Here is a 21,922-nt window from a genome sequence, read left to right on the forward strand (position 1 = left end):
GCAATCGGCGGGTCGGTTTATGCATATATCCGATTGCGGACGCGTCGGCAGCACCTCAGAACCTGAATCCCTAAACATGTCCCTTCTTGATAGGTTTTAGAGCTCCACGCTTTCGGCGCCGTTGATGGTTAGGTTGCGCTCGTAGAAGGCGGTGAGGGCGCGGATGGCGTACATCACGTCGCGCACGCCGCCGGTCTCGTAGCTCGAGTGCATGGCAAGCTGCGGCAGGCCCACGTCCACGGCATGCATGCTCGCCTGCATGTTCGACAGGTTGCCGAGCGTGGAGCCACCCGCCATATCGCTCTTGTTTGCGAAGGCCTGCGTGGGCACGTCGGCGTCATCGCAGATGGCCTGGAACACCGCGCGACTAAAGGCATCGGTGCAGTAGTGCTGGTTGGCGGCCTCCTTGATGACGATGCCGCCGTTGAGCACAACCTGGTTGCGGGCGTCGCACTTCTCGGCGTGGTTGGGGTGCACGGCATGCGCGTTGTCGCAGCTCACGAGCATCGAAGCGGCAAGCGCACGGTGGTACGACTCGTCGTCAAAGCCCAGCGAGCCGTTAATGCGGCGCAGTGCATCGGCCAAGAACGTCGACATGGCGCCCTGCTTGGTCTCGGAGCCAACCTCCTCATTATCAAAGCAGCAGAAGACCGAAACGTCGTGCGCGTTCTCGGCACCCAAAAATGCCTGCAGCGAGGTGTAGGCGCAGGCCAGGTCGTCGAGCTTGGGCGTCGAGATAAACTCGTCGGCCCAGCCCCAAATGCGCGCATCCTGACGATTGACCAGGAACAGATCGCGGCCCAAAATTTGCTCGGGCTCAACGTCCAGTTCGTCGGCGATCAGGGCGTCAAAATCTCCCTGCTTAAGGTCACCGGCGCTGATGAGCGGGCACAGGTCGACGGCGCGATTGGGAGCAAAGCCCTCGTTAACGCCGCGGTTCATATGGATAGCAAGGCTCGGGATAATAGCGACCTCGCGCTCGGTGGCAAGCAGACGACTCTCGATACGGTCGCCCTCGCGTACCAACACGCGGCCCGCGAGTGCCAGCGGACGATCGAACCAGGTGTAGTCGATCATGCCGCCGTAGGCCTCGGTGTTCAGGCGCAGCGTCTCGCCCGCGCCGTCGAGCTCGGGCACGGCCTTGACCTTAAACGTCGGCGAATCGCTGTGCGACGCCGTGAGCTGAAAATGGTAGTCGCCGGCAACGCCGTCCTCGCCCCATGTCGCGGCCAGGTCCTCGCCCACCTTAAAGGCAACGACGCTCGAGGTGTTGCGCTGCGTGTAATAACGCCCGCCCGGCTCGATGTCCCACGCCGCATTCTCGGGCAGGTAGGTAAAGCCCGCCTCGTCGAGCTCGGCCATAATGGTCGCTGCCGTATGGAACATGCTGGGGCATGCCTCGATAAAGTCGATAAGGTCGTTGGCAGCCTCGATATCGTCGGCCGTCACGTGCGCGCGCTCGGGCGTTTCCTGATCCGTCATGCTCTCCCCTTTCGCTGGGTTGATGGTCCCCTCCAGCATACCCCGCCACGCCAGCGTCGCACTCTTCATTCCATGCTTAGTTCCGCGCCGCTCACCAAGTTGAGTCATCATGCCCGCGCTCCTTTTGCGACAATTGCACCAACAGGACGAGAGGAGCCGTCATGAAGCCACGTAACATTGCCATCGCCTGCGGTACCGCGGGAGTCGCCGTCGGCCTTGCCGCTGCCACCGGTATCGTTTATCACAAGCAAATCAAGTCCGCCGCGTCGCTCAAACGCTTGACCGGCTACGCGGATGGCTATGACCTGTACGTAATCGACATCGTCTACGACTACGATCTTGATCGCATCATCGCCGCTGGCGTGCGCGACGACCAGGCCTACATCGATGCCGTGGTGGCGCAGGCGCTCCCCGGCGTGCCGGCACATGTCCAGGCGCCCCAGTTTGCCTGCAGCGCTTTTGTCGCCGTGGATGCCGAAGGCCGCGTGCGCACCGGTCGCAATTACGACTTTAAGGACGACACCTCAGCGCTGCTGGTGCGCAATCACCCGCGCGACGGCTATGCCTCCATCGGGTTTGCCGCCCTCAATAACCTGGGCGATAACACTCCGCTTGACTCCGTCGCCGGACGCGCCGCCGCACTCATGGGCTCGTTTGCCCAGCTCGATGGTGTTAACGAATGTGGCGTGTCCATTGCCGTACTCACCCTGGATTCCAAACCCTGTGACCAGGACACGCAGCGCCCCGTCATCAACACTTCGCTCGCCATCCGCCTGGTGCTCGACCGCGCGGCTACCACGCAGGAGGCCGTCGACCTGCTTTCTGCCTACGACATGCACGCCATGGCAGGACGCGATTACCACTTCTTTATCAACGACGCCGCCGGTGACGCGCGGGTGGTGGAGTGGGATCCGCGCGACCCCGACCGCGCATGCAAGGCGACGCCCGTGCGCCAGGTTACGAACTTCTACGCCTGCTATGGTGCCGAAGTGCTACCCAACCAAAAGAACGGCGAACTGGGCCATGGCAAGGAACGCGCCATCGCCATCGCCGATGTCCTCGACGCCCATGTCGGTGCCCAAGACGAGGCAGTCGCTTGGAAGGCCCTGCGCGCTGCGGCGCAAGAGCCCAATCCGGAAGACATCACCAGCAACACGCAGTGGTCGGTCGTCTTTGACAATACCGAGCCCGCTGCCGCCATCACGCTGCGCCGCCACTGGGGCGACGTCGACGCCTTCGCGCTGTAAGGAGCTGGCACCGTCGTCCTTACGCTCGCCTGACGTTGCTTACATTTCTATACATTTGAGCTAACACGTTTTACCTCCGCATCAACAGTGTGCGGGGGTAAACTTATGCGCATGTTATAACTTGCCCGGAAGGATTCATCATGCTCAGGATCGGTCTTCTTACCAGTGGCGGCGACTGCCAGGCGCTCAATGCCACCATGCGCGGCATCGTCAAAACGCTCATGACCAATAGCGAAGAGCCTATCGAGATCTATGGTTTTGAGGACGGCTACCAGGGCCTCATCTACAGCCGTTTTCGCGTGATGACGCCGGCAGACTTTAGCGGCATCCTCACCCGCGGCGGCACCATCCTGGGCACGAGCCGCACGCCGTTCAAGCGCCTGGACATTCCCGAGGCCGACGGCGTCGAGAAGGTGCCCGCAATGGTCCACACCTATCATAAACTGCAGCTCGACTGCCTGTTTATGCTGGGCGGCAACGGATCCACCAAGACCGCCAACCGCCTGCGCGAAGAAGGCCTCAACGTTATCGCCCTGCCCAAGACCATCGATAACGACACCTGGGGCACCGAGTTGACGTTTGGCTTTACGAGCGCCATCGACGTCGCCACCAAGTGCATCGACGACATCCACACCACTGCCTCGAGTCACGGCCGCGTGTTTGTCATCGAGATCATGGGCCACAAGGTCGGTTGGATTCCGCTGTATGCCGGCGTCGCGGGCGGCGCGGACGTCATCTTGATTCCCGAGATCCCCTACGACATGGACAACGTCATCAAGACCATCGAGCATCGCATGGAGACCGGCAGCCGCTTTACCATCGTGGCCGTCGCCGAGGGCGCTATCTCCAAGGAGGACGCAGCGCTGCCCAAGAAGGAGTACAAGAAAAAGCTCGCCGAGCGCACGAGTCCGTCGATCGTCTACGACATCGCCAAGGAGATCGAGGCCAAGACTGGTCGCGAGACCCGCGTCGCCATCCCCGGCCACACGCAGCGCGGCGGCCAACCCGACGCCCAGGACCGCATCTTTGCGACCCAGTGCGGCGTCGAGGCGGCACTGGGGTGCCTACGCGGCGAGTTTGGCTACATGATTGCCCTGCGTGACGGCAAGATGTGCCACATGCCGCTCGAGGAGGTCGCCGGCAAGCTCAAGTTTGTCGACCCCCAGAGCGACCTGGTGCGCGAGGCCAAAGCGCTGGGCATCAGCTTCGGCGACGAATAGCCTCGGCTGGAACTGCTCTCATCGGAGGCCCTAGGGCTTTCCTCCCAAATCGTCCTCGGACATGTCAGGACCCCGCTGCGCGCTTCGCGCGGCGGGGTCCTTCCGTCCTGCGGAAAGATTTGGGAGGAAAGCCCTGGGGCCTCCTGCGGTAACTAGGGAGGCCGAGGCTATTCGTCTTCTTGCTGCAAGTGCGTGGGCTGAGATTTTGGGATGTTGCAGGCTCTTAGCTGAGAGTAGCACTGACATTTGTCCTGAAATGGCTGGTCGTTAGGGGTTGCTACCGGTAGTTGCGGTAGGGTTGGGGCAGATTCTAACTAGAAATGGTGGTCGCTACCGGTTGTTCTCGGCATACTCGGCTCATTCGATTACGGTCACCACATGAAAGGAACTGTCATGGATCTTGCGATGGCACAGCGGCTCGTCGATCGCCGCAAGGCTGCTGGGCTTTCTCAGGAGGCGCTTGCCGCCCAGCTGGGTGTGAGTCGTCAGGCTGTCAGTAAATGGGAGCGCAGCGAATCCTCTCCCGATACCGATAACCTTATTGCGCTCGCCGCGCTGTATGGCGTGTCGCTGGATGAGCTGCTGTATGGGGAGGCGGTGGATAGCACTGACGACTCGCAGGCTGATGATGAGGCGCAGAACAGCAACGCCGGCACCAAAGCTTCAGATAAGGCTGAGGAGGCTGAGGCTTCTACTGAACACGCTGATTGCAGCGATAAGCCACTTGTCGATATTTCCCTCGCGCGCGGCATCCACGTTATTGACCCCAACAAAGGCGAAGAGGTTCATGTTGGCTGGAATGGCATCCATGTGGCTAACGAGCGCAAGGGTGAAGAGGTCCATGTGGGGCCAGGCGGATTGCATATCGATACGCTTGAGGACGATGGACATAGTGTGCATACCAATGACGACGGCACCGTCACCATCGACGGCGAGACGTTTTCCAGCTGGAAGGAAGCACACGACAAGCTCGACCATCACGGCAAGCATTTCCACACCAAGGTCGGACGTGCATGGAACAAATTCCCCTTCCCTGTGCTTGTCGCCCTCGCCTATCTGGTGCTCGGCATTGTCTACGGCACATGGGCTACGGGACTCTTCCTCGTCTTTCTGATTCCCGTCTATTACGCGCTTGGCGACTTTATCGACCAACGCCACTTATCTAAGCTGATCGAGGTCATCTACCCGGCAGCCGCCATCGCTTGGTTCCTCTACATGTGGCTCTGTTTGGGACAGCCCCATCCTGCATGGATCATCCTCATCACGATTCCCGTCATCAAAGCGCTCATGCGCTGGTGCCTCAAACAATGGAAGCACCGCCAACAGGCCTAACACGCTCCGACCCACCAGCACCCAACCACCCCCGCCCTTCTCCTAAGTTGCGGTGAGATAGGGACTGTTTTGAAGCTCCAAAGCGCCAAACAGTCCGTATATCACCGCAACCTACAAACAACTGGGTCAGTTCCGGCACGGAGATTAGCATTGAGCTGACCACGCGCCAAGAAAAGGGCCTATTTACTACGTTTAACTCGAGAGGGCCGACCATACCCGCCTTTTCCGAATATTTGCAAGCCCTCTACCTGCGGTTTTAATTTCATAATCTTTGTCATGGTCGAGGGTGTGGTAGCAAACGTAGTAGATAGGCCCGTTTTGCGGCATACGACCCATTCAAGCCCAATCTCGAAGGCTGGAGAAAGCCCTTCATCCACGCCTGTGAGCGAAAACCAAATAGAATGAAAGGCAAATGGAAAAGCCCGTTTAACGAGCGGAGGACATATGCGCGACGTAGCCGAAAGCGACTGGAAGCTGTTTAAGAAAATGCTTCCTCAATGGCAAGAACGTTATATGGAAAAGCTCATCGGCCAGTATGTTGAGATACTGAACGGCGACAGTGAAGCGTCCAGTAGATTTTGGGCACTAGAAGAGCGCCTCAATAGAGACAAGCTGTCCTCAGGCGTAATTGCAAACGACATTCGCCGCAGCACAATGCACCGCGAGATAGCCAATTTGCTTATCGACAGCGTGATCACCCTTGACGATCTTGACGGTTTTACCGAGGACATTAAGAGCTATGCGCAACACTGGATTGGCCAGTAAGAGCACTGAACGACAGACATCCCCAGCAAAACGGGGCAAACGCCGGGCCACCTAATGGTTGTCCGGCGTTTGCGCAGATAAAACCTGCCAAAATAAACCTGTCCCTTTTTGGCAGGTCACTCGGCGCTCTTGAGGGCGCCGACCATGTCGATCTTGTTGAGGGTACGATTGGTGGCTAGGTTGACGATAAACGTAAAGCCAAAGGAAAGCACCACGGCGAGCACGTAGCTTAGCGGCTCGACTTCGACGTCAAAGTACAGCGACGGCATCTGCAAAATGTACGTAAAACTCTCGGCCAGCAAGCCGCCCAGTGGCACGCCCAGCGCGGCGCCAATTGCCGTGAGGATCAACGTCTCCTTGTTGACGTAATGGTGCACCTCGCCACGGCGGAAGCCCAGCACCTTGATGGTCGCCAGCTCGCGTTCGCGCTCGGAGATATTCGTGTTGGACAGCGTAAACACCACCACAAACGACAGGCATGCCGCCATAAAAGTCACGAGCACCACGACCGAATTGATGATCGCAAAGTTCGCCTCGTAGTTCTGCCAATGTTCGGCCGTGCTCGAGATGGTGAGCCAACCGTCGCTCTTAAGCTTCTTGCTAAACGCAATCTGGTCGGCCGACGAGCCCTTAAGCAGCACAAAGACGCCGTTGAGGCGTGCGCTTCGACCGAACGCGCGCTCATAGGTGCCCTGCGTCATGTAAAGCGTGTTGCCAAGATAGTTAAGCGAAATGTCACTGACTTTGACCTTGGCAACATTGAGCGACGAATCCTGGACGTATGCCGTATCGCCCGGCTGAATCCCCAGCACCAGCTGTGAACTCTTACTCAGATACACGTCTCCGTCACGCAAAGACAGCGGCTCTTTGGACTCGTCCTCGAGGCGCACATAGTCGTCCAGGTCGTTCGTGCGGTCATCGGGCACCACGATCAGCTGCACGGTCTCGCTCTTGCCGCCAAACGTAAAGGTGACGTTGTCGGTCATAATCGGCAGCGTCGAAGTCACGGTCACGTTGGAATCATTGGCCGCGCTGCGCTCATCCAACGCCGCGCACGTCTGCGTAAAGTCATCGGGGTTGGCGACCGCCAGCAAGTCATAACGCGTGATATGCCCGTACTGTTTGGGCGAAAGCGCCACCGACGTATCGCGAATACCCATACCGCAGATCACAAGCGCGGTGCAACCCGCGATGCCAAAGATGGTCATAAAGGCACGCTTTTTGTAACGGAACAGGTTGCGCGCAGCCACCTTGTTCAAAAAGCCCATGCGGCGCCAGATAAAGCCGATGCGCTCAAGTAGGATGCGCGAGCCGGCGCGCGGGGCCTTGGGGCGCATGAGCGAGGCCGGGGTCTCGGCCATCTCGTGGCGGCAGGCGATAATTGTGGCGCCCACCACGCCCACGGCAAACAGCGCCACCGAGACGATCGAGGACACGATGTCGTACGAAAGCAGCATCTGGGGCAGCGAGTACATGTCGTCGAACACCGTAAACAGGAACAGCGGCAGGCCCACAAAGCCGATGATATTGCCGAGCACGCCGCCAATCAGGCACGCCCACAGCGCATAGTCCACGTATTTGGACAGGATGCGCTCGCGCGAGTAGCCGAGCGCCTTGTACAGGCCAATGAGCGTGCGCTCCTCCTCGACCATACGCGTGGCGGTGGTGAGGCTGATGAGCACGGCGACGATAAAGAAGATGAACGGGAACACCGTCGCAATAGCCTCAATTGACGAGCTATCGCTCTCCACGCTTGAGTAGCTTGCGATATTGTCGCGGTCCTGGATGTACCACGTGCATTCACCCAAATCGGAAAGCTCGGCGCGGGCATCGGCAAACTGCTGGTCGGCGGCGGCGCGGCGCTGATCCAGGTCGGCCTGAGCCTGGACGCGTTCCTCGCTGCCCTGGGCCATGCGATTGATGTTGTCCTGCTCAATCCCAAAGAGCATATTCGCCTGGCGCTCGGCCGCATCCAAGCTTGCCGGCGTGTCGACTGTCAGCTCCTGAGCGCGCGCCTTCTCACGCTCCTCGCGGATCTTCTCTATATTGCCCTTGACCTTGTTGATCTTTGCCGCGTAGGCATCCGAATAGGAGTTGAGGCTCTTGGCTCCTTCGACGACTACGTGGACTGCGGAATAGGACGACGACGTCGCGGCGTCCTCGCTCACATAGAACTTATAGTCCGCCGCCGAAGCAGCGCGAAAGGCGTTGACTGTCGAGTCGGAGCTCACATCAGTGGGATCGAGGACCTCGGCCGTAATGGTGTAATCGCCCGCGGCAAACTGATCCTTGGCGCTTTGGTTCGACGAGCTCGCGTCATTGGCGGCAAAACTCACCGTATCGCCGAGCTTTTTGCCCGAAGCCTTCAGGAACTTCGAAGTCACCGCGACTTCATCGGCGCTCTCGGGCAAATCGCCGTTCACGAGCACCGGCTGATCGATGTTCTCCTTGGAGAGACTTTGCACGACCACGCGCTCGCGCGTTGTGCCCACGGCGGTGTAGGCGGTCTCGGCGTAGATGCCCTCGGCCGTTTCGACGCCATCGACCTCTTGGATGGCGTCGAGATCATCGTCAGTCAGGCCATAGGTCGACTGCACGTTAATGTCATAGACATTTTGCTGGTCGAAGTAGGCGTCGACCGAATCGCACAGATCCTCGCAACCCGCCTTGAGGCCGCACATCACGCTCACGCCGAGCGCGGTGATGACCACGATAGATAGGAAGCGCTTAAGACTGCCGCGGATTGTGCGGTAGATGCCACGGCGAAATACCGTCGGCACCATATCGTTTGAGCTTTGGGCGGTACGGTAGGTCGCGAACTCCCGGTCGCGGCCCGCGTGCTCCGTATCGTGGTTTTGGCTGTTTTGGCGGTCCTGGTCCATGGGCGCTACCACTCGATTGTCTCGATAGACACGGGATTTTGCTGGACCGTCTCGCTCTCCACGCGGCCGCTCTTAAAGCGGATCAGGCGATCGGCCATGGGCGCCAGCGCGGAGTTATGGGTGATGATAATGACCGTGATGCCCTGCTTGCGGCAGGTGTCCTGCAGCAACTGCAAAATCTGCTTGCCGGTTTTGTAGTCGAGTGCACCCGTGGGCTCGTCGCACAAAAGCAGCTTGGGGTTCTTGGCCAGCGCGCGGGCAATGGACACGCGCTGCTGCTCGCCGCCCGATAGCTGCGCGGGGAAGTTGGCGAGGCGCTCGCCCAGGCCAACCTGGCAAAGCGTTTGCTCGGCATCGAGTGAATCGGGGCAGATTTGCGCCGCGAGCTCGACGTTTTCGAGCGCCGTCAGGTTGGGGACCAGATTGTAGAACTGGAAGACAAAGCCGACGTCGGCGCGGCGGTATTCCACGAGCTGCGCCTCGTTAGCGGAGCTCACATCGCGCCCGTCCACCGTCACGGTGCCGGAAGTCGCCGTATCCATGCCACCCAGAATGTTGAGCGCCGTGGTTTTACCGGCGCCCGAAGCGCCCAGGATAATGGCAAGCTCGCCACGCTCAACGGTAAAGCTCGCGCCGTCGAGCGCGTGAATGCGGGCATCGCCCTCGCCGTATGCTTTGATGACGTCTTTAAATTCGATATAGGCCATCGATCGGTTCCCATCTGGTCGGATAACTCTTTAGTATTACCCATTTCGCACCTATCAAAAAGAGACAGGTTTATTTTGGCAGGTTTTATATGGGGAAACGTACCTCTTTGGGGGCAGCGCGGGACGCGCAGGGGCGGCCGTGCAGATCGGCACAGCCGTCTCACGTGGAATCGACCGACGCCTGCCTTTCCGTGACACCGGCAACTCGTTTTTGCTTGTTGGCATGGCCGCCATTATGCCTTGGGACTGAGCACTCAAATTCTCACTCCTCATTGCCACGCTTGCCGCAAGCTATCAGGGTGACGAGATGACGACGCTCGCTGTAGCAGCGCAGCCACACTCTATAAGCGAGGCGTTTGCCAGCAAAAAAGCGCGCGACAGGGTAAGCCCGCCGCGCGCTATCCTATGCGGACTAGTTATTGTTGTTGGTCATCGAGGCCACTGCTGCCGCAAGATTGGAAATGGGCATCGTCTGCAACCAGATGCGACCGGGACCGGTGAGCACGGTGTTGAACACGCCCTCGCCACCAAACATGATGTTTTTGACGCCCTTGACCATTTGAGCGTCAATGCTCACGGTCTCCTCAAAGCCGGCCACGTTGCCGGTATCCACAATCATCTGCTGGCCAGCAGCGAGCTCGTACTCAACCAGGTCGCCGTCGATCTCGGCAAAAGCAACACCCGAGCCCGTGAGCTTCTGCATGATAAAGCCCTCGCCGCCAAAGACGCCGGCCTTTGCCTTCTTGTTAAAGTGAATGCTCAACTCGACGCCACTTTCCGCGGCAAGGAACGAACGCTTCTGCAAAATCCAGCTCTTGCCCGGACCGATCTCGATTGGCACGATGCGGCCGGGGAAGCAGGAGCCAAACGCGATCATGCCATCGCCACGCGCGGTCCAAATGTTTTGGAACAATGCCTCACCCGAAAAAGCCTTGGAGAACATCTTGCCGATGCCACCGCCCGAGGTAGACATTTCCATGTTGGGGGTCATCCAAGCCATGGCGCCGCTTTCGGTGATCATGGATTCGCCATCGCTAAGGTTGCACGTAACAACCGGGAAAGCCCCTCCGCCGATCTCGTACTGCATGACCGTCTCCTTTCCACTCAGGAGCCGAATAACGATGCCTATATTTTAGCAGGTAGAGATGCATATGTTCACACCGCCCATGCCCTCTCCTGCGGACGTTTCCCCAGATAAAACCTGCCAAAATAAACCTGTTCCTTTTTGGCAGGTTTTAAAGGCAAACGGTGAAGGTGATCTGGTTGCCGTGACCGGATACGGTGGCGGCGCCTCCATGGGCCTCGGCGATGGCACGCACCACGGACAGGCCCACGCCCGAGCCACCCGTCTTGGAGCTGCGCGACGCATCCGCACGATAGAAGCGATCGAACAATCGGTCCAGGTCGCCCTCGGGCAGCTCGTCCACGGCGTTCGATACGACAAGCTCGGCGGCGCCCTTGCCTTTGCCGTGCGAAACGGCGCACAGGCTCAGCTCAATCACGCTGCCCTCGCTCGCATAGCGCGTGGCGTTGTCCAGTAGCAACTCAACCACCTGCGCCACCGCCGCGGCATCGGCATGGGTCCGCACGCCGGTCGCAATCGACGTCGACAGGCGTTTACCGCCTGAGACCGCCACCGACTTAAACGGCGCCGCCGCCTTGTTCACCGCCTCCGAAAGATCGATCGACGCCATGGTAAAGCCCGCCGAGCCCTCGTCCATGCGTGCCAAGAACACCAAGCGCTCCGTGAGCGCCGATAATAGCGCACCCGCACTCGCCTTAGTGCTGCCTTAGCAGGTCGATGAGCATATTTAAAAAAGCAAGGTTATAGCTTAGTCGGACTTAAGGAACGGGCGGCTTCACATCTCGCCCTGCAAACAACGCCCGTACAGCGAGCGCGCTTGCCGCATGGGCGTTGCGGCCGCCTGCAGCTTATAGATAGGCACCCTCGAGGCGCAGCAGCCACTCCTTGCGATCCAGTCCACCGGCGTATCCGTTGAGCGATCCGTCGGCCGCGACCACGCGATGGCACGGCACGATAATCGAAATAGGGTTGCGAGCGACCGCAGCCCCCACCGCGCGAGGAGATACAACGGGCGCTTCATTTCCCGGTACACGATGTCGAGCGGCAACACGCTGGGCGATCTCGCCATACGTAGCGACCTCGCCACGCGGGATCGAAAGCAGCTCAAACCAAACCTCACGCTGAAACGCCGTGCCGATCATATGCAACGGCGGCGTAAACCGAGGTTCCTGCCCTGCAAAATAAGCATTCAGCCAAGCCCAGGAACGCTCAAGCACCGAAGAGGCCGCACCATTTGCCGGACTCACCGACGACATGCCACCAGTACCGGAAACCGCATCGACGCCTTCAACATGTTCGGAGTCTTCACGGAGAAGCGTGGAGCCAAAGTGCTCCTGCCCCTCAAACCAAAGCCCCGTCAGACCGCGGCCATCAGCGGCAAGCAGGATTTCGCCCAAAGGCGAAGCAAACGTCGTCGTGACCACCAGCGGCTCCTTTCAAAACTCCGCAACATAATACCGCGAACTGTGCAGACAACCCCCGCAGATACGTCCGGGCGGGCTCGCAATTACTTCAGCGAGGCTGTTTTTCCCAATCAAGCGAAGAAGACGCGGGGCTTCGACGCCAGGGCGGTACCCCCGCCAGCTGAGCTCTAATACTTTTCCCGAGAAGTGAACGAGTAAAAACGAAGTCCCGGAGCATCCACACCTTTAGACCGCAAAACCGCAGGATTCGCGCTGCAAAACCGCAGGACATAGCAATCAAAAAATGCCAATGCTTCGGGGGTCCAAATAAGGTCGTTCACTTCACGGGAAAAGTATTAGACCTCAATTCGCACCAAGCCCAAAGTCACCCCAGGCAGCAGGCGCGAAGCGCCGAGGCCGCCGCCGGGACCAGGGCCCGCAACAACCACGTGCCCCCACATCAGCCCAGCGGCCCCAACCAACAACGACCCCATCGCAGGCCACTCGCAGCAGCGTCACCGCAGGCGGGGGCCGGGCTTAGTTTTCAGAACACTCCGCAGACCAGTGTGGCGCCTTGTCCGCGGCTCCGAAGGAGCAGGACAAGGCGCCACACATGGTCGAGGACGTTCTGAAAACTAAGCCCGGCCCCCGCCGGACAGGTCCACCGCTACTCGCAGAGCAGCTTAGCGATCTGGACGGCGTTGGTTGCCGCGCCCTTACGGATTTGGTCGCCGCAGCACCAGAAGGTGATGCCACGCGCGGCCTCGGGGTTCGAGATGTCGCGACGCACACGACCGACCCAGATCAGGTCCTGGTCGGACGTATCCATCGGCATGGGGAAGCGATCATGCGCATCCTCGGCGCTCATGTCGTCAACCAGCTTCACGCCCGGAGCGGCAGCCAGCGCAGCACGGGCCTCCTCAACCGTAATGTCGCGCTCAAACTCGAGCGTAATGCTCTCGGAGTGCGAACGCAGCACGGGCACGCGCACGCAGGTGCAGTTCACGCGCAGCTCGGGCAGATGCATGATCTTGCGGCCCTCGTTTTGCAGCTTCATCTCCTCGGAGGTAAAGCCTTCCTCCTTGACACCGCCGATCTGCGGAATCAGGTTGCTCGCCAGCTGGGCGGCAAACGCGCGCGGCTCGGGAATCTCCTCGCCACGGCCCAGGGCGGCAAGCTGAGCCTCGAGCTCGGCCATACCGGGAGCGCCAGCGCCCGAAGCTGCCTGATACGTGGACACGATCATACGCTTCACGCCAGCAAGCTGGTGCAGCGGCCACGTGGGAACCAGGCCGATGATGGTCGCGCAGTTGGGATTGGCGATAAGGCCGTGATGCCACTTGATGTCGTCAGCATTGATCTCGGGCACGACCAGCGGCACCTCGGGATCCATGCGGAAGGCGTGGCTGTTGTCGACCACGACGGCGCCGCGCTTGACGGCCTCGGGCAGTAGCTCCTTCGCAATATCGTCGCCGGCGGCGCCGAGCACGATGTCGCAGCCCTCAAAGGCCTCGGGGCAAGCCTCCTCAATCACAACCTGCTCGCCGCGGAACTCGACGGTCTTGCCCGCAGAGCGCGCGCTCGCTAGCAGCTTGAGCTTGCCGACCGGAAACTCCTGCTCGTTGAGGCACTCGAGCATCTGGGTGCCCACGGCTCCCGTCGCGCCCAAAATAGCAACCGTGTACTGTTTCATGCTTCCCCCTTTAAAGGCTGTGGCTTTTGCCCGCACGCCGAGCAGGCCGATTATTGTTGCCAGTGTATACAAGAACAGGGCGGGCACGAAACCCGCCCCGTCGAAACGAAACCGAAACGAAACGCCCCGCCGTAGTTTTTGAGGCAAGTCCCAAAAATCTACTGGGATAGCAGCTACTTGTGGAGCGCGGCCGGGGCGGGATCGGCCGGCGCGGGAGCCTCCAGGTCGGAGACCTTCACAATGCCGTTTTCATCGGAGAAGGCACGGTAAATGGTCTGGATCGCCAGATCGAAGTCCTTCTCCTCCACGCCGATGATGATGTTGATCTCGTCGCAGCTCTGCGAAATCATACGCACGCTCACGCCCGCCTGGCCAAGCATGCCAAACAGGTGGCCAGAGATGCCGGCGCGACCGCGCAGGTTGCGGCCAACGGTAGCGATAAGCGCCAGGCCCTCGACAACCTCGATCTCGAGCGGCTCGACCTCCTGCTGAATGTCGCCCACGAGCGAGTACAGCGAATCGTGCACGTCCTGCTCCTGCACCACGGCGCCAAAGCGGTCGACACCGGTGGGCATGTGCTCGACGGAGACGTCATAGCGCTCGAAGACCGAAAGCGCGCGGCGCATAAAGCCGACACGGGGCTTGGTGCGGTCGCGGGCCACGTTGATGGCGACAAAGCCGCGCTTGCCGGTCACGCCGGTAATGATGGGCTCCGCCTCGCCCTCGTCGGCCGTCTCGCTAATGATGGTGCCGGGGTCCTGCGGCGCATTGGTGTTCTTGATGACTAGCGGAATACCGGCCTCGCGCACGGGGAACACGGCCTCCTCGTGCAGGACGCTTGCACCCATGTACGAAAGCTCGCGCAGCTCCTCGTAGGTAACGCGCGCAATGGGCTGAGCCTCGGGTACGATGCGCGGGTCGGCAGAGTAGAAGCCCGAGACGTCGGTCCAGTTCTCGTAAAGGTCGGCGCCCAGGCACTTGGCCAGAATCGAGCCGGAAATATCGCCGCCACCACGGTCGAGCAGCTTGATCTGGCCCTCACGCGTCGCGCCGTAGAAACCGGGCATGACAAAGCCACCCTGCTGACCGTACTCCTGCACCAGCTCGGAGGTGCGGTTCATGCTGAGCGTACCGTCGTGATGGAACGCAACGACCGTCGCGGCGTCCAGGAACGGCAGGCCCAGGTACTCGGCCATCAGGCGAGCGGTGAAGTACTCGCCACGGCTCACGAGCTCCTCGGTGGAGTAGCCACCCGAGCGGGCACGCTCGGCAAAGGCCGCGAACTCCTCGCGGATGGGATAGGTGAGCTCCAGCTCGTCAGCGATATCAAAATAGCGCTGCCCAATGTCCTCGAGCAGCTCCTCGCACGACACGTGGTACTTAACGTGCGCGTTAACCAGGTAGAGCAGGTCGGTCACCTTGGTGTCGCCCTTAAAGCGGCGACCGCAGGCAGAAACCACCACAAAACGGCGGGCCGGGTCGGCATCGACGATGGCCTTGATCTTCTTAAAGTGTTCGGCGTCGGCGACCGACGAGCCGCCAAACTTGGCAATTTTTATCATGGCGTGGAGGTTACCTTTCTAAAAGCCTCTGCAAACCTGTTTTGCGCGCTCTGATACCATGGGTTCACCGATTGGGACCAAGGCATCCGAGGAGCAGTGTTATATGGGAACTTATCATAGTACACGAGGACGCACTTTATCGTGCTCAAGTAAGGTGGCAATCCGTACCGGCATCGCTCCCGACGGGGGTTTGTTTGTCTCGGACGAGCTCGGCACCCAGCAGGTCGATATCAGCTCGCTTGCAGATAAATCGTACTTTGAAATCGCTCAAGATGTGTTGGGAATGTTACTGAATGATTACACGGCCGAAGAAATTTCGGCGTGTGTCGACGAGGCTTACCGCAGCACGTTTGCGAGCGAAGAGGTCACGCCGCTCGTCAAACTCGACGCCGCACCGGGCGCCGATGCCCCTCAGACCTATGTGATGGAACTCTTTGGCGGCCCCACAAGCGCCTTTAAGGACGTCGCCCTGCAGATGCTCCCCCGCCTCATGGCCCGCACCTCCGCCAAGGACGGCGGCGCCGAGCGCATCATGATCGTCACCGCCACGTCGGGCGACACCGGCAAGGCCGCACTCGCCGGCTTTGCCGACGCCCCGGGCACGGGCATCACCGTCTTTTATCCCGAGGGCAAGGTCAGCCGCGTCCAGAACCTGCAGATGTCCACGCAGGAGGGCGACAACGTCGCCGTCTGCGGCATCCGCGGCAACTTTGACGACGCCCAGAGCGCCGTCAAGCGCATCTTTGCCGATAAGGAGCTTGCCGAGCGCCTGGAGGCCGCTGGCACCGTGCTTTCGAGTGCCAACTCCATCAATGTCGGCCGCCTGGTGCCGCAGGTCGTCTACTACTTTGCCGCCTATGCGCAGCTGCTGCGCGCCGGCGCTATCGAGGCTGGCGACGCCGTAGAGTTCTGCGTGCCCACCGGCAACTTTGGCGATATCTTGGCCGGCTACTACGCCAAGCGCATGGGTCTGCCCGTCGCCAAGCTCGTCGTGGCGAGCGACAAGAACAACGTGCTGGCCGACTTCCTGACCACCGGCGTTTACGACCGTAACCGCCCGTTCTACACGACCATCTCGCCGTCGATGGACATCCTCATCAGCTCCAACCTGGAGCGCATGCTGTACTTCCTGTCCGATGGCGACTGCGAGCTTGTTGCCGGCCTTATGGAGCAGCTGGCACAGACTGGTCGCTATGAAGTTCCCGCCGAGCTGCTGGCCAAGATCCAGAGCGTCTTTGGCTGCAGTTGGGCCAGCGAGGACGAGGTCCGCGCTGCCATCAAGAGCTGCTGGGACGCGAACGGCTACGTGATTGACCCGCACACCGCTTGCGGCTATCACGTCTTTGAGCAGGTCGCTCCCGCCGAGGGCGCCAAGGCCCGCGTGCTGCTTTCGACCGCCAGCCCCTACAAGTTCCCGCGCGCCTGCTGCGACGCCCTGGGGCTCAACGTTCCCGAGGACGACTTTGAGGCCATGCGCGTGCTCGAGCAGGCAACCAACACGGTCGCCCCGACCCAGCTCGCCGAACTCGAATCCAAACCCGTCCGCTTCGAAGACGTCTGCGACGTCGATGAGATGGACAGTTACGTCGAGTCTGCAGCAAAAAAGATGACTACCAACTAAAAACCCCTTATAAGGCGCCGGCGAAAGCCGGCGCACCTTCTTTTATCAGATAACCCCCGGGATGATGACGAACGCGCACAGCGTGCCTGGCTGTTTAGTTCGTCGCGAGTTCCGCACGCAAAGGAAAGCACTTAATGTGCTTTCCGTCTTGCGCAGGACTGCCCGAGCAGCGAACTAAACAGCCAGGCACGCCAGGAGGACTCACATGATCAAGATCACCGTCCCAGCAACCAGCGCCAACTTGGGCATTGGCTACGACACCCTCGGCATGGCCGTCAGCCTCTACTCACACTTCACCTTTGAGCGCGCCGACAAGCTCACCATCACGGGTTGCCCCGAGGAGTTCCAAAACGAGAACAACCTAGTCTACGTGAGCTTTGTGGATGCGCTGGCCGCATGGGGCGAGCCGGCTTTTCCCGTTGCCATCGACATTCAGACCGATGTACCCGTCGCTCGCGGCCTGGGCTCCAGCTCCACCTGCGTCGTCGCTGGCATCATGGCAGCCGCCGCGCTGACGGGCCACACCGTCGACCGCGCCGAGCTCGTCCGCACCGCCACCGAGGTCGAGGGACATCCCGACAACGTCGCCCCCGCCATCCTGGGCGGCGCAGTCTGCTCTTTTACGCCGACCGGTTCGCTCCCCCAGTGCCTGCGCTACGAGGTGAGCGATCGCTTGCGTTTTATTACCGTGATTCCGCCCTACGAGGTGCATACGAGCGAGGCGCGCAAGGTCGTGCCGCAGGAGATTCCGCTCCCCACCGTCGTATGGCAAATGGGCCGCATCGCCGGCATGACGCGCGGCCTGGAGACCGGCGACCTGGATCTGATTGCCGCCGCCAATGACGACCGCATCCAAGAGCCGTATCGCCGTCGCCTGATTCCCGACTACAACGCCGTGCGCGACACCTGCCTTAACGGCGGCGCCAAGACCATCTGGATCAGTGGTTCGGGCTCGACCCTCATGGCTGTGACCGACGACACCATCGTGGCAAAGTTCTTGCAGGTCAAGCTGCGCGAGCAGTTCCCTAAGTGTGATACGCATATTCTGACGTGCGACACCGAGGGCGCTCAAATCGAGTACCTGTAGACATCGCTGGTTAATCCTTTCGGGCCGCCCAAGGGTATCCCCTTAAAAACGTCCTCGCACTTGAGGCCCGCTTCTCCTGCTCCTTCGGAGCTACGGATAAGCGGGCCTCGTGCTGCGGAATGTTTTTAAGGGGATACCCTTGGGCGGCCCTACAGCAACGTGGTCGACGATGTCTATAGGAACCCACGCTTTGAAGGGGCGCCGGGCTGATGGTTTGGCTTTTTATTGGTGGGGCCCTTACTGGGATGGGACCCTTACTAGAGGCAGGCTTCGGCGATGCGCTTTTTGAGTTCGTCGATGCCCACACCGGTTTGGGAGCTTGTGATGATTACGTTTTCGGCAGGGACGTTGAGCTGCTTTTTGATGACTGCTGCCTGGCGGGCCTGCTGGGTGCGGCTGAGCTTGTCGGCTTTGGTGAGGCAGACGATAAAGTTGAACTCGTTGCCCTGTAGGTAGTCGATCATGTCGTGGTCGAGCTTGCTGGGGTCGTGACGAATGTCCACCAGCGAGACGACCAAGTTAAAGCTGCGCTCGGAGTCGAAGAAGTCGCCGATAAGCTCGGCCCAGCGGTCACGCTCGGCCTTAGAACGACGGGCGAAACCATAGCCCGGCAGGTCGACGAAGTGCACGTCATCGGCCTCGAAGAAATTGATGTTGCTTGTCTTGCCCGGTGTGCTCGAAACCTTGACCAGGTTCTTGCGGCCAAAGAGCTTGTTCATAATCGACGACTTGCCCACATTGGAGCGGCCGACAAAGCTCACTTCGGGGCAGGTGGACTCGGGAATCTGCGAAACCTTGCCGTAGCTGGCGACGAACTTGGCAAGCTGGTAGTTAATGGAATCGGCCATGGACACTCCTTGGTCGTAGGTTCTTACAAAAGAGCGCGCTATTGCGCGGCGGCAATGCGGCGGACGATATCGAGCGTGATGTTACTTGCGACACGCGCGTACTCGAACAGATCGAACTCTCGGTCGCAAATTGCATCGTACGCCTCGTCACAATTATCGCTGATAGCGCGCAACACCAGGCAATCGACACCATTTTTGGTTGCGACATGAGCAATCGCCGCGCCCTCCATGCCGACACAATCGGCATGTGTCGCTTCGATAGCGTCGCTACGCATGGCGGCGCCCGTCACAAAGCGGTTACCCGTGGCAATCGTGCCGACCAAGAACTGTTTGGTGCCCTCGTTCGAAGCGACTGCATTTGTCGAAGCGTCAACGAACCCACGCTCAGCAAGCACGTCGACGGCAATATCGACCAGCGCGGGCGTCGAACCAAACTCCTCAAGCCCCGGTGCGGACTCGGCGATAAGCGCGGTATCGGTATCCAGATAGCGCAGGCGTTTGCCAATGACCACGTCGTCGATATGGAGCTTGGGGTTCAAACCGCCCGCAATGCCCGAAAACACAACAGCCTGCGGAGCATACTTGCTAATGAGGTGCTGTGTTGCAGCGGCGGCGTTCACCGTGCCCATGCCCGCCGTTGTGGCGACAACTGTCAGGCCATCGAGCTCGCCGCTCACAACGGTCAAGCCTGCCTCCCGTGCCTCGCAAACGTCGCTCAGCTCTTCCTTAATCTGCATGATCTCTTTTTCGAGCGCACCGATAATCGCGATGGTAGCCATACCATTCCCCAAACCTATACGAAATTCTCAACCACGGTATGGTACCAGCATTTTGTTTGACCTCGCCAAACGAACACGCTAAGCCAGCGTAGCGCGGGTATCATAGAGCGCCTTGGCGATGGCAGTCACAACCTCACTCGAATGGTCGCTCCATGGCATCGATGTCATGATGCTCATGACATAGGTACGGCCATCGATGTCGATAAGGCCCGCATCGCATGTCGAATAGTAACCATCCTCGCTAATCCAGCCTGCCTTGTTGCGCACCAAAACCTGCTCGTCCGCAATGCCATCGCGCACTCATTTAAGTCTGTCCCCAATGAGTGCCGCTAGCCGATGGCGTTTTTGAGTTCGGCGCGGCGCTTTTTCATGCCGGCCATGACGGCGTTGCGCAGCTCGGGCATGCGCGCGGTATCCATCTGGGGCACGCCCTCGAGCTTATAGGGAATCCCCAGTTGCTCGTACTTGACGACACCCATCGTGTGATACGGCAGCATTTCCAGGCCCACCACGTTGTGCCATGGAGCGATCAGGCGACCGAGCTTCTCGCATTCCTCCGCCGTGTCGGTGATACCCGGCACCACCACATGGCGAATAACAACCTTAATCTTGCGATGGGCAAGCTCATCGCCAAACGCCAGGATGCGCGCAGGATCGCAACCGGTCAGCTTTTTATGCTCAACCGGATCGGCATGCTTGATGTCGAGCAGCACCATATCGGTCTCGTTGAGAACAGCATCGAACTTCTCCGGATGCTTGGGATCAAATGCATAGCCACAGCTATCTAGGCAGGTATGCACACGGCCATCGGGATTGTTGTGCATTGCACGGAACAGGTCGGCCAAAAACTCGGGCTGCAGGAGCGGTTCGCCACCCGAAACGGTAATGCCGCCGCTACGGTAGAACTCATGGTTGCTCTGGAACTCGTCCATGAGATGCTCGACGGTCACCATCGTGCCGCCGTTAACAGACCAGGTATCGGGATTGTGGCAATACGCGCAGCGCATGGGACAGCCCTGAACAAACACCACAAAGCGGATGCCGGGTCCGTCGACCGTTCCCATCGTCTCGATCGAATGCACGCGACCCAGGGCATACGCAGAGTCCTCGGGACGAGCGTCCACACCCTCAAGCGTCATTTCTGCCATTCGCGCTACCTTGCCTCTCCTTGGATGCAACCAATTAAAATGCCAGAGCCATTCTAGCCCATGCGTTTGCGTTTAAACGTCTCGGACTAGAACGGCACGTTTTAATCTATCCCCCATCACCATGGCTGGGGGGCTACGTCGAGATGTCAGGCTGGAGAACGCTCGCCTGCGGCCTTTACGCCTTAAGCGTGAGCACCGCGCCGAAGGCGGTCGGGCCGCAATGGCTCGAGATGACGCCGCCAACCTGCGTCCAGGTAACGTCCTCAAAGCCCAGGTCGTGCGCATAGACTTCCATGTCGTCGCGCAGCTCCTGGGAAAGGCCCACCGAATACGCCAAGCCAATGTGCGAGTAATCAATATCGCCCTTGGCAACCATGTGGTCAATAAAGGCACGGGCGCATTTGAGCATGGAGCCGCGGAGCTTCTTGGTCGCCACGAACTTGCCACCCGTCACCTCAATGCAGGGCTTAATCTTGAGCAGATGAGCGCCCAGGAACGCGGCGTTAGACAAGCGACCGCCCGCCTTAAGGAAGGCAAGGTCGGTAGGAACAAAGCCCAGCAGCACGCGGTCCATGACGGAGTTCGTAAAAGCAAAAATCTCATCGACGGTGGCATCGGGGTGAGCCTCGATGTATTTGGCGGTCTCGACGGCAACGAGCGACTGGCCAACCGAAACAAAACGCGTGTCCATAGAGAAGACGTAGTCGCGGCCCTTAGCTGCAATCTTGGAGGACTGATGCGAGCAGGTCGTGGCCTCGGAATATGCGAGATGCAAAATGGTCGCGTCGGGCTGCTCGGCATGGATGCGGTCGTACACGTGAGCAAAATCCGCAGGCGCGCAGCCACTGGTCTTGGGCATCACGCCAAACTCGTTGCAGCGCGAATAAATCTCAAGCGGATCGATCGAGCCGTCCTCGACGGTCTCGTCACCAATCGTGACATGCATGGGCACACGCACGATGCCATAGCGTTCGCAGAGCTCCGGTGTCACATCCGAACCAGACTCAACCACGATTACGTACTTGCCCATTATCATCACGACCCATCTCGACGTTGGTTATT

At 59.8% G+C, this 21,922-nt stretch carries 19 protein-coding genes and 1 pseudogene; 7 read left to right on the top strand and 13 right to left on the bottom strand.

The features are described from left to right. Positions 1 to 96: 96 nt before the first annotated feature. Positions 97 to 1,482 (bottom strand): M18 family aminopeptidase, encoded by a 1,386-nt coding sequence (locus DW661_RS00155; RefSeq protein WP_187364998.1) that lies wholly within the window; start codon positions 1,480 to 1,482, stop codon positions 97 to 99. A 161-nt stretch (positions 1,483 to 1,643) separates the two neighbouring features. Here DW661_RS00155 and DW661_RS00160 point away from each other — a divergent pair, with 161 nt between their 5' ends. From DW661_RS00160 to DW661_RS00175, 4 genes are all read left to right on the top strand, one after another. Then, positions 1,644 to 2,729, top strand: coding sequence for a linear amide C-N hydrolase (locus DW661_RS00160; RefSeq protein WP_117716959.1), 1,086 nt, complete (start codon positions 1,644 to 1,646; stop codon positions 2,727 to 2,729). Positions 2,730 to 2,869: 140 nt separating this feature from the next. After that, the gene (locus tag DW661_RS00165) at positions 2,870 to 3,949 is read left to right on the top strand and encodes a 6-phosphofructokinase (RefSeq protein WP_117716958.1); all 1,080 of its coding nucleotides are present in this window, start codon (positions 2,870 to 2,872) and stop codon (positions 3,947 to 3,949) included. Between the two features lie 393 nt (positions 3,950 to 4,342). After that, positions 4,343 to 5,281 carry a helix-turn-helix domain-containing protein gene (locus DW661_RS00170; RefSeq protein ID WP_117637632.1) on the top strand — a complete coding sequence of 313 codons (939 nt, stop codon included), beginning with the start codon at positions 4,343 to 4,345 and terminating at the stop codon, positions 5,279 to 5,281. 444 nt (positions 5,282 to 5,725) lie between these two features. Continuing rightward, complete coding sequence (locus DW661_RS00175) at positions 5,726 to 6,046, top strand: multidrug transporter (protein WP_117635687.1); 321 nt, start codon at positions 5,726 to 5,728, stop codon at positions 6,044 to 6,046. Positions 6,047 to 6,162: 116 nt separating this feature from the next. On the opposite strand, the gene DW661_RS00180 is transcribed toward DW661_RS00175, so the two are convergent. Both DW661_RS00180 and DW661_RS00185 read right to left on the bottom strand, forming a co-directional pair. After that, on the bottom strand, positions 6,163 to 8,928 hold the full coding sequence (locus tag DW661_RS00180) for an FtsX-like permease family protein (protein ID WP_233508859.1): 2,766 nt from the start codon (positions 8,926 to 8,928) through the stop codon (positions 6,163 to 6,165). A 5-nt stretch (positions 8,929 to 8,933) separates the two neighbouring features. After that, positions 8,934 to 9,635 (bottom strand): ABC transporter ATP-binding protein, encoded by a 702-nt coding sequence (locus DW661_RS00185; protein ID WP_117774146.1) that lies wholly within the window; start codon positions 9,633 to 9,635, stop codon positions 8,934 to 8,936. 109 nt (positions 9,636 to 9,744) lie between these two features. Here DW661_RS00185 and DW661_RS10465 point away from each other — a divergent pair. Further along, positions 9,745 to 9,885, top strand: a pseudogene (locus tag DW661_RS10465) (hypothetical protein); the annotation flags it as partial. Positions 9,886 to 10,047: 162 nt separating this feature from the next. Here the strand turns inward: DW661_RS10465 and DW661_RS00195 are convergent. From DW661_RS00195 to DW661_RS00215, 5 genes are all read right to left on the bottom strand, one after another. Continuing rightward, positions 10,048 to 10,722 carry a TIGR00266 family protein gene (locus DW661_RS00195; protein WP_117629922.1) on the bottom strand — a complete coding sequence of 225 codons (675 nt, stop codon included), beginning with the start codon at positions 10,720 to 10,722 and terminating at the stop codon, positions 10,048 to 10,050. Positions 10,723 to 10,870: 148 nt separating this feature from the next. Continuing rightward, positions 10,871 to 11,371 (bottom strand): cell wall metabolism sensor histidine kinase WalK, encoded by a 501-nt coding sequence (locus tag DW661_RS00200; RefSeq protein ID WP_117637629.1) that lies wholly within the window; start codon positions 11,369 to 11,371, stop codon positions 10,871 to 10,873. Positions 11,372 to 11,567: 196 nt separating this feature from the next. Continuing rightward, positions 11,568 to 12,143, bottom strand: coding sequence for a methylated-DNA--[protein]-cysteine S-methyltransferase (locus tag DW661_RS00205; RefSeq protein ID WP_233505710.1), 576 nt, complete (start codon positions 12,141 to 12,143; stop codon positions 11,568 to 11,570). 646 nt (positions 12,144 to 12,789) lie between these two features. After that, positions 12,790 to 13,815: an aspartate-semialdehyde dehydrogenase gene (locus tag DW661_RS00210; RefSeq protein ID WP_089572346.1), complete on the bottom strand. Its 1,026-nt coding sequence runs from the start codon at positions 13,813 to 13,815 to the stop codon at positions 12,790 to 12,792. Between the two features lie 173 nt (positions 13,816 to 13,988). Beyond that, positions 13,989 to 15,377, bottom strand: coding sequence for an aspartate kinase (locus tag DW661_RS00215; protein ID WP_118405160.1), 1,389 nt, complete (start codon positions 15,375 to 15,377; stop codon positions 13,989 to 13,991). 103 nt (positions 15,378 to 15,480) lie between these two features. Between DW661_RS00215 and thrC the strand changes: the two genes are divergently transcribed. Further along, positions 15,481 to 16,998: a threonine synthase gene (gene thrC / locus DW661_RS00220; protein ID WP_118934074.1), complete on the top strand. Its 1,518-nt coding sequence runs from the start codon at positions 15,481 to 15,483 to the stop codon at positions 16,996 to 16,998. 205 nt (positions 16,999 to 17,203) lie between these two features. After that, positions 17,204 to 18,085 carry a homoserine kinase gene (gene thrB, locus DW661_RS00225; protein WP_118934076.1) on the top strand — a complete coding sequence of 294 codons (882 nt, stop codon included), beginning with the start codon at positions 17,204 to 17,206 and terminating at the stop codon, positions 18,083 to 18,085. A 257-nt stretch (positions 18,086 to 18,342) separates the two neighbouring features. Here thrB and yihA read toward each other — a convergent pair whose 3' ends face one another. The 5 genes from yihA to DW661_RS00250 all read right to left on the bottom strand — a co-directional run bounded on the left by yihA (position 18,343) and on the right by DW661_RS00250 (position 21,890). Further along, a complete protein-coding gene (gene yihA, locus DW661_RS00230; RefSeq protein WP_118206629.1) occupies positions 18,343 to 18,933 on the bottom strand; it encodes a ribosome biogenesis GTP-binding protein YihA/YsxC in 591 nt (196 codons plus the stop codon). Between the two features lie 38 nt (positions 18,934 to 18,971). After that, a complete protein-coding gene (gene mtnN / locus DW661_RS00235; RefSeq protein ID WP_118387268.1) occupies positions 18,972 to 19,712 on the bottom strand; it encodes a 5'-methylthioadenosine/S-adenosylhomocysteine nucleosidase in 741 nt (246 codons plus the stop codon). Positions 19,713 to 19,790: 78 nt separating this feature from the next. Then, on the bottom strand, positions 19,791 to 20,012 hold the full coding sequence (locus DW661_RS00240; protein ID WP_118934078.1) for a hypothetical protein: 222 nt from the start codon (positions 20,010 to 20,012) through the stop codon (positions 19,791 to 19,793). A gap of 29 nt (positions 20,013 to 20,041) precedes the next feature. Further along, positions 20,042 to 20,860, bottom strand: coding sequence for a pyruvate formate-lyase-activating protein (gene pflA / locus DW661_RS00245; protein ID WP_118934080.1), 819 nt, complete (start codon positions 20,858 to 20,860; stop codon positions 20,042 to 20,044). 175 nt (positions 20,861 to 21,035) lie between these two features. Continuing rightward, a complete protein-coding gene (locus tag DW661_RS00250) occupies positions 21,036 to 21,890 on the bottom strand; it encodes a DegV family protein (protein ID WP_117736115.1) in 855 nt (284 codons plus the stop codon). Positions 21,891 to 21,922: the final 32 nt, after the last annotated feature.

The sequence above is a fragment of the Collinsella sp. AM24-1 genome (assembly GCF_003470325.1).
Lineage (GTDB): Bacteria > Actinomycetota > Coriobacteriia > Coriobacteriales > Coriobacteriaceae > Collinsella.

Bases quoted from the DNA above. Each gene is read 5' to 3' on its own strand.
- DW661_RS00155 (WP_187364998.1), bottom strand. From the start codon at position 1,482: ATGACGGATCAGGAAACGCCCGAGCGCGCGCACGTGACGGCCGACGAT.
- DW661_RS00160 (WP_117716959.1), top strand. From the start codon at position 1,644: ATGAAGCCACGTAACATTGCCATCGCCTGCGGTACCGCGGGAGTCGCC.
- DW661_RS00165 (WP_117716958.1), top strand. From the start codon at position 2,870: ATGCTCAGGATCGGTCTTCTTACCAGTGGCGGCGACTGCCAGGCGCTC.
- DW661_RS00170 (WP_117637632.1), top strand. From the start codon at position 4,343: ATGGATCTTGCGATGGCACAGCGGCTCGTCGATCGCCGCAAGGCTGCT.
- DW661_RS00175 (WP_117635687.1), top strand. From the start codon at position 5,726: ATGCGCGACGTAGCCGAAAGCGACTGGAAGCTGTTTAAGAAAATGCTT.
- DW661_RS00180 (WP_233508859.1), bottom strand. From the start codon at position 8,928: ATGGACCAGGACCGCCAAAACAGCCAAAACCACGATACGGAGCACGCG.
- DW661_RS00185 (WP_117774146.1), bottom strand. From the start codon at position 9,635: ATGGCCTATATCGAATTTAAAGACGTCATCAAAGCATACGGCGAGGGC.
- DW661_RS00195 (WP_117629922.1), bottom strand. From the start codon at position 10,722: ATGCAGTACGAGATCGGCGGAGGGGCTTTCCCGGTTGTTACGTGCAAC.
- DW661_RS00210 (WP_089572346.1), bottom strand. From the start codon at position 13,815: ATGAAACAGTACACGGTTGCTATTTTGGGCGCGACGGGAGCCGTGGGC.
- DW661_RS00215 (WP_118405160.1), bottom strand. From the start codon at position 15,377: ATGATAAAAATTGCCAAGTTTGGCGGCTCGTCGGTCGCCGACGCCGAA.
- thrC (WP_118934074.1), top strand. From the start codon at position 15,481: ATGGGAACTTATCATAGTACACGAGGACGCACTTTATCGTGCTCAAGT.
- thrB (WP_118934076.1), top strand. From the start codon at position 17,204: ATGATCAAGATCACCGTCCCAGCAACCAGCGCCAACTTGGGCATTGGC.
- yihA (WP_118206629.1), bottom strand. From the start codon at position 18,933: ATGGCCGATTCCATTAACTACCAGCTTGCCAAGTTCGTCGCCAGCTAC.
- mtnN (WP_118387268.1), bottom strand. From the start codon at position 19,712: ATGGCTACCATCGCGATTATCGGTGCGCTCGAAAAAGAGATCATGCAG.
- pflA (WP_118934080.1), bottom strand. From the start codon at position 20,860: ATGGCAGAAATGACGCTTGAGGGTGTGGACGCTCGTCCCGAGGACTCT.
- DW661_RS00250 (WP_117736115.1), bottom strand. From the start codon at position 21,890: ATGGGCAAGTACGTAATCGTGGTTGAGTCTGGTTCGGATGTGACACCG.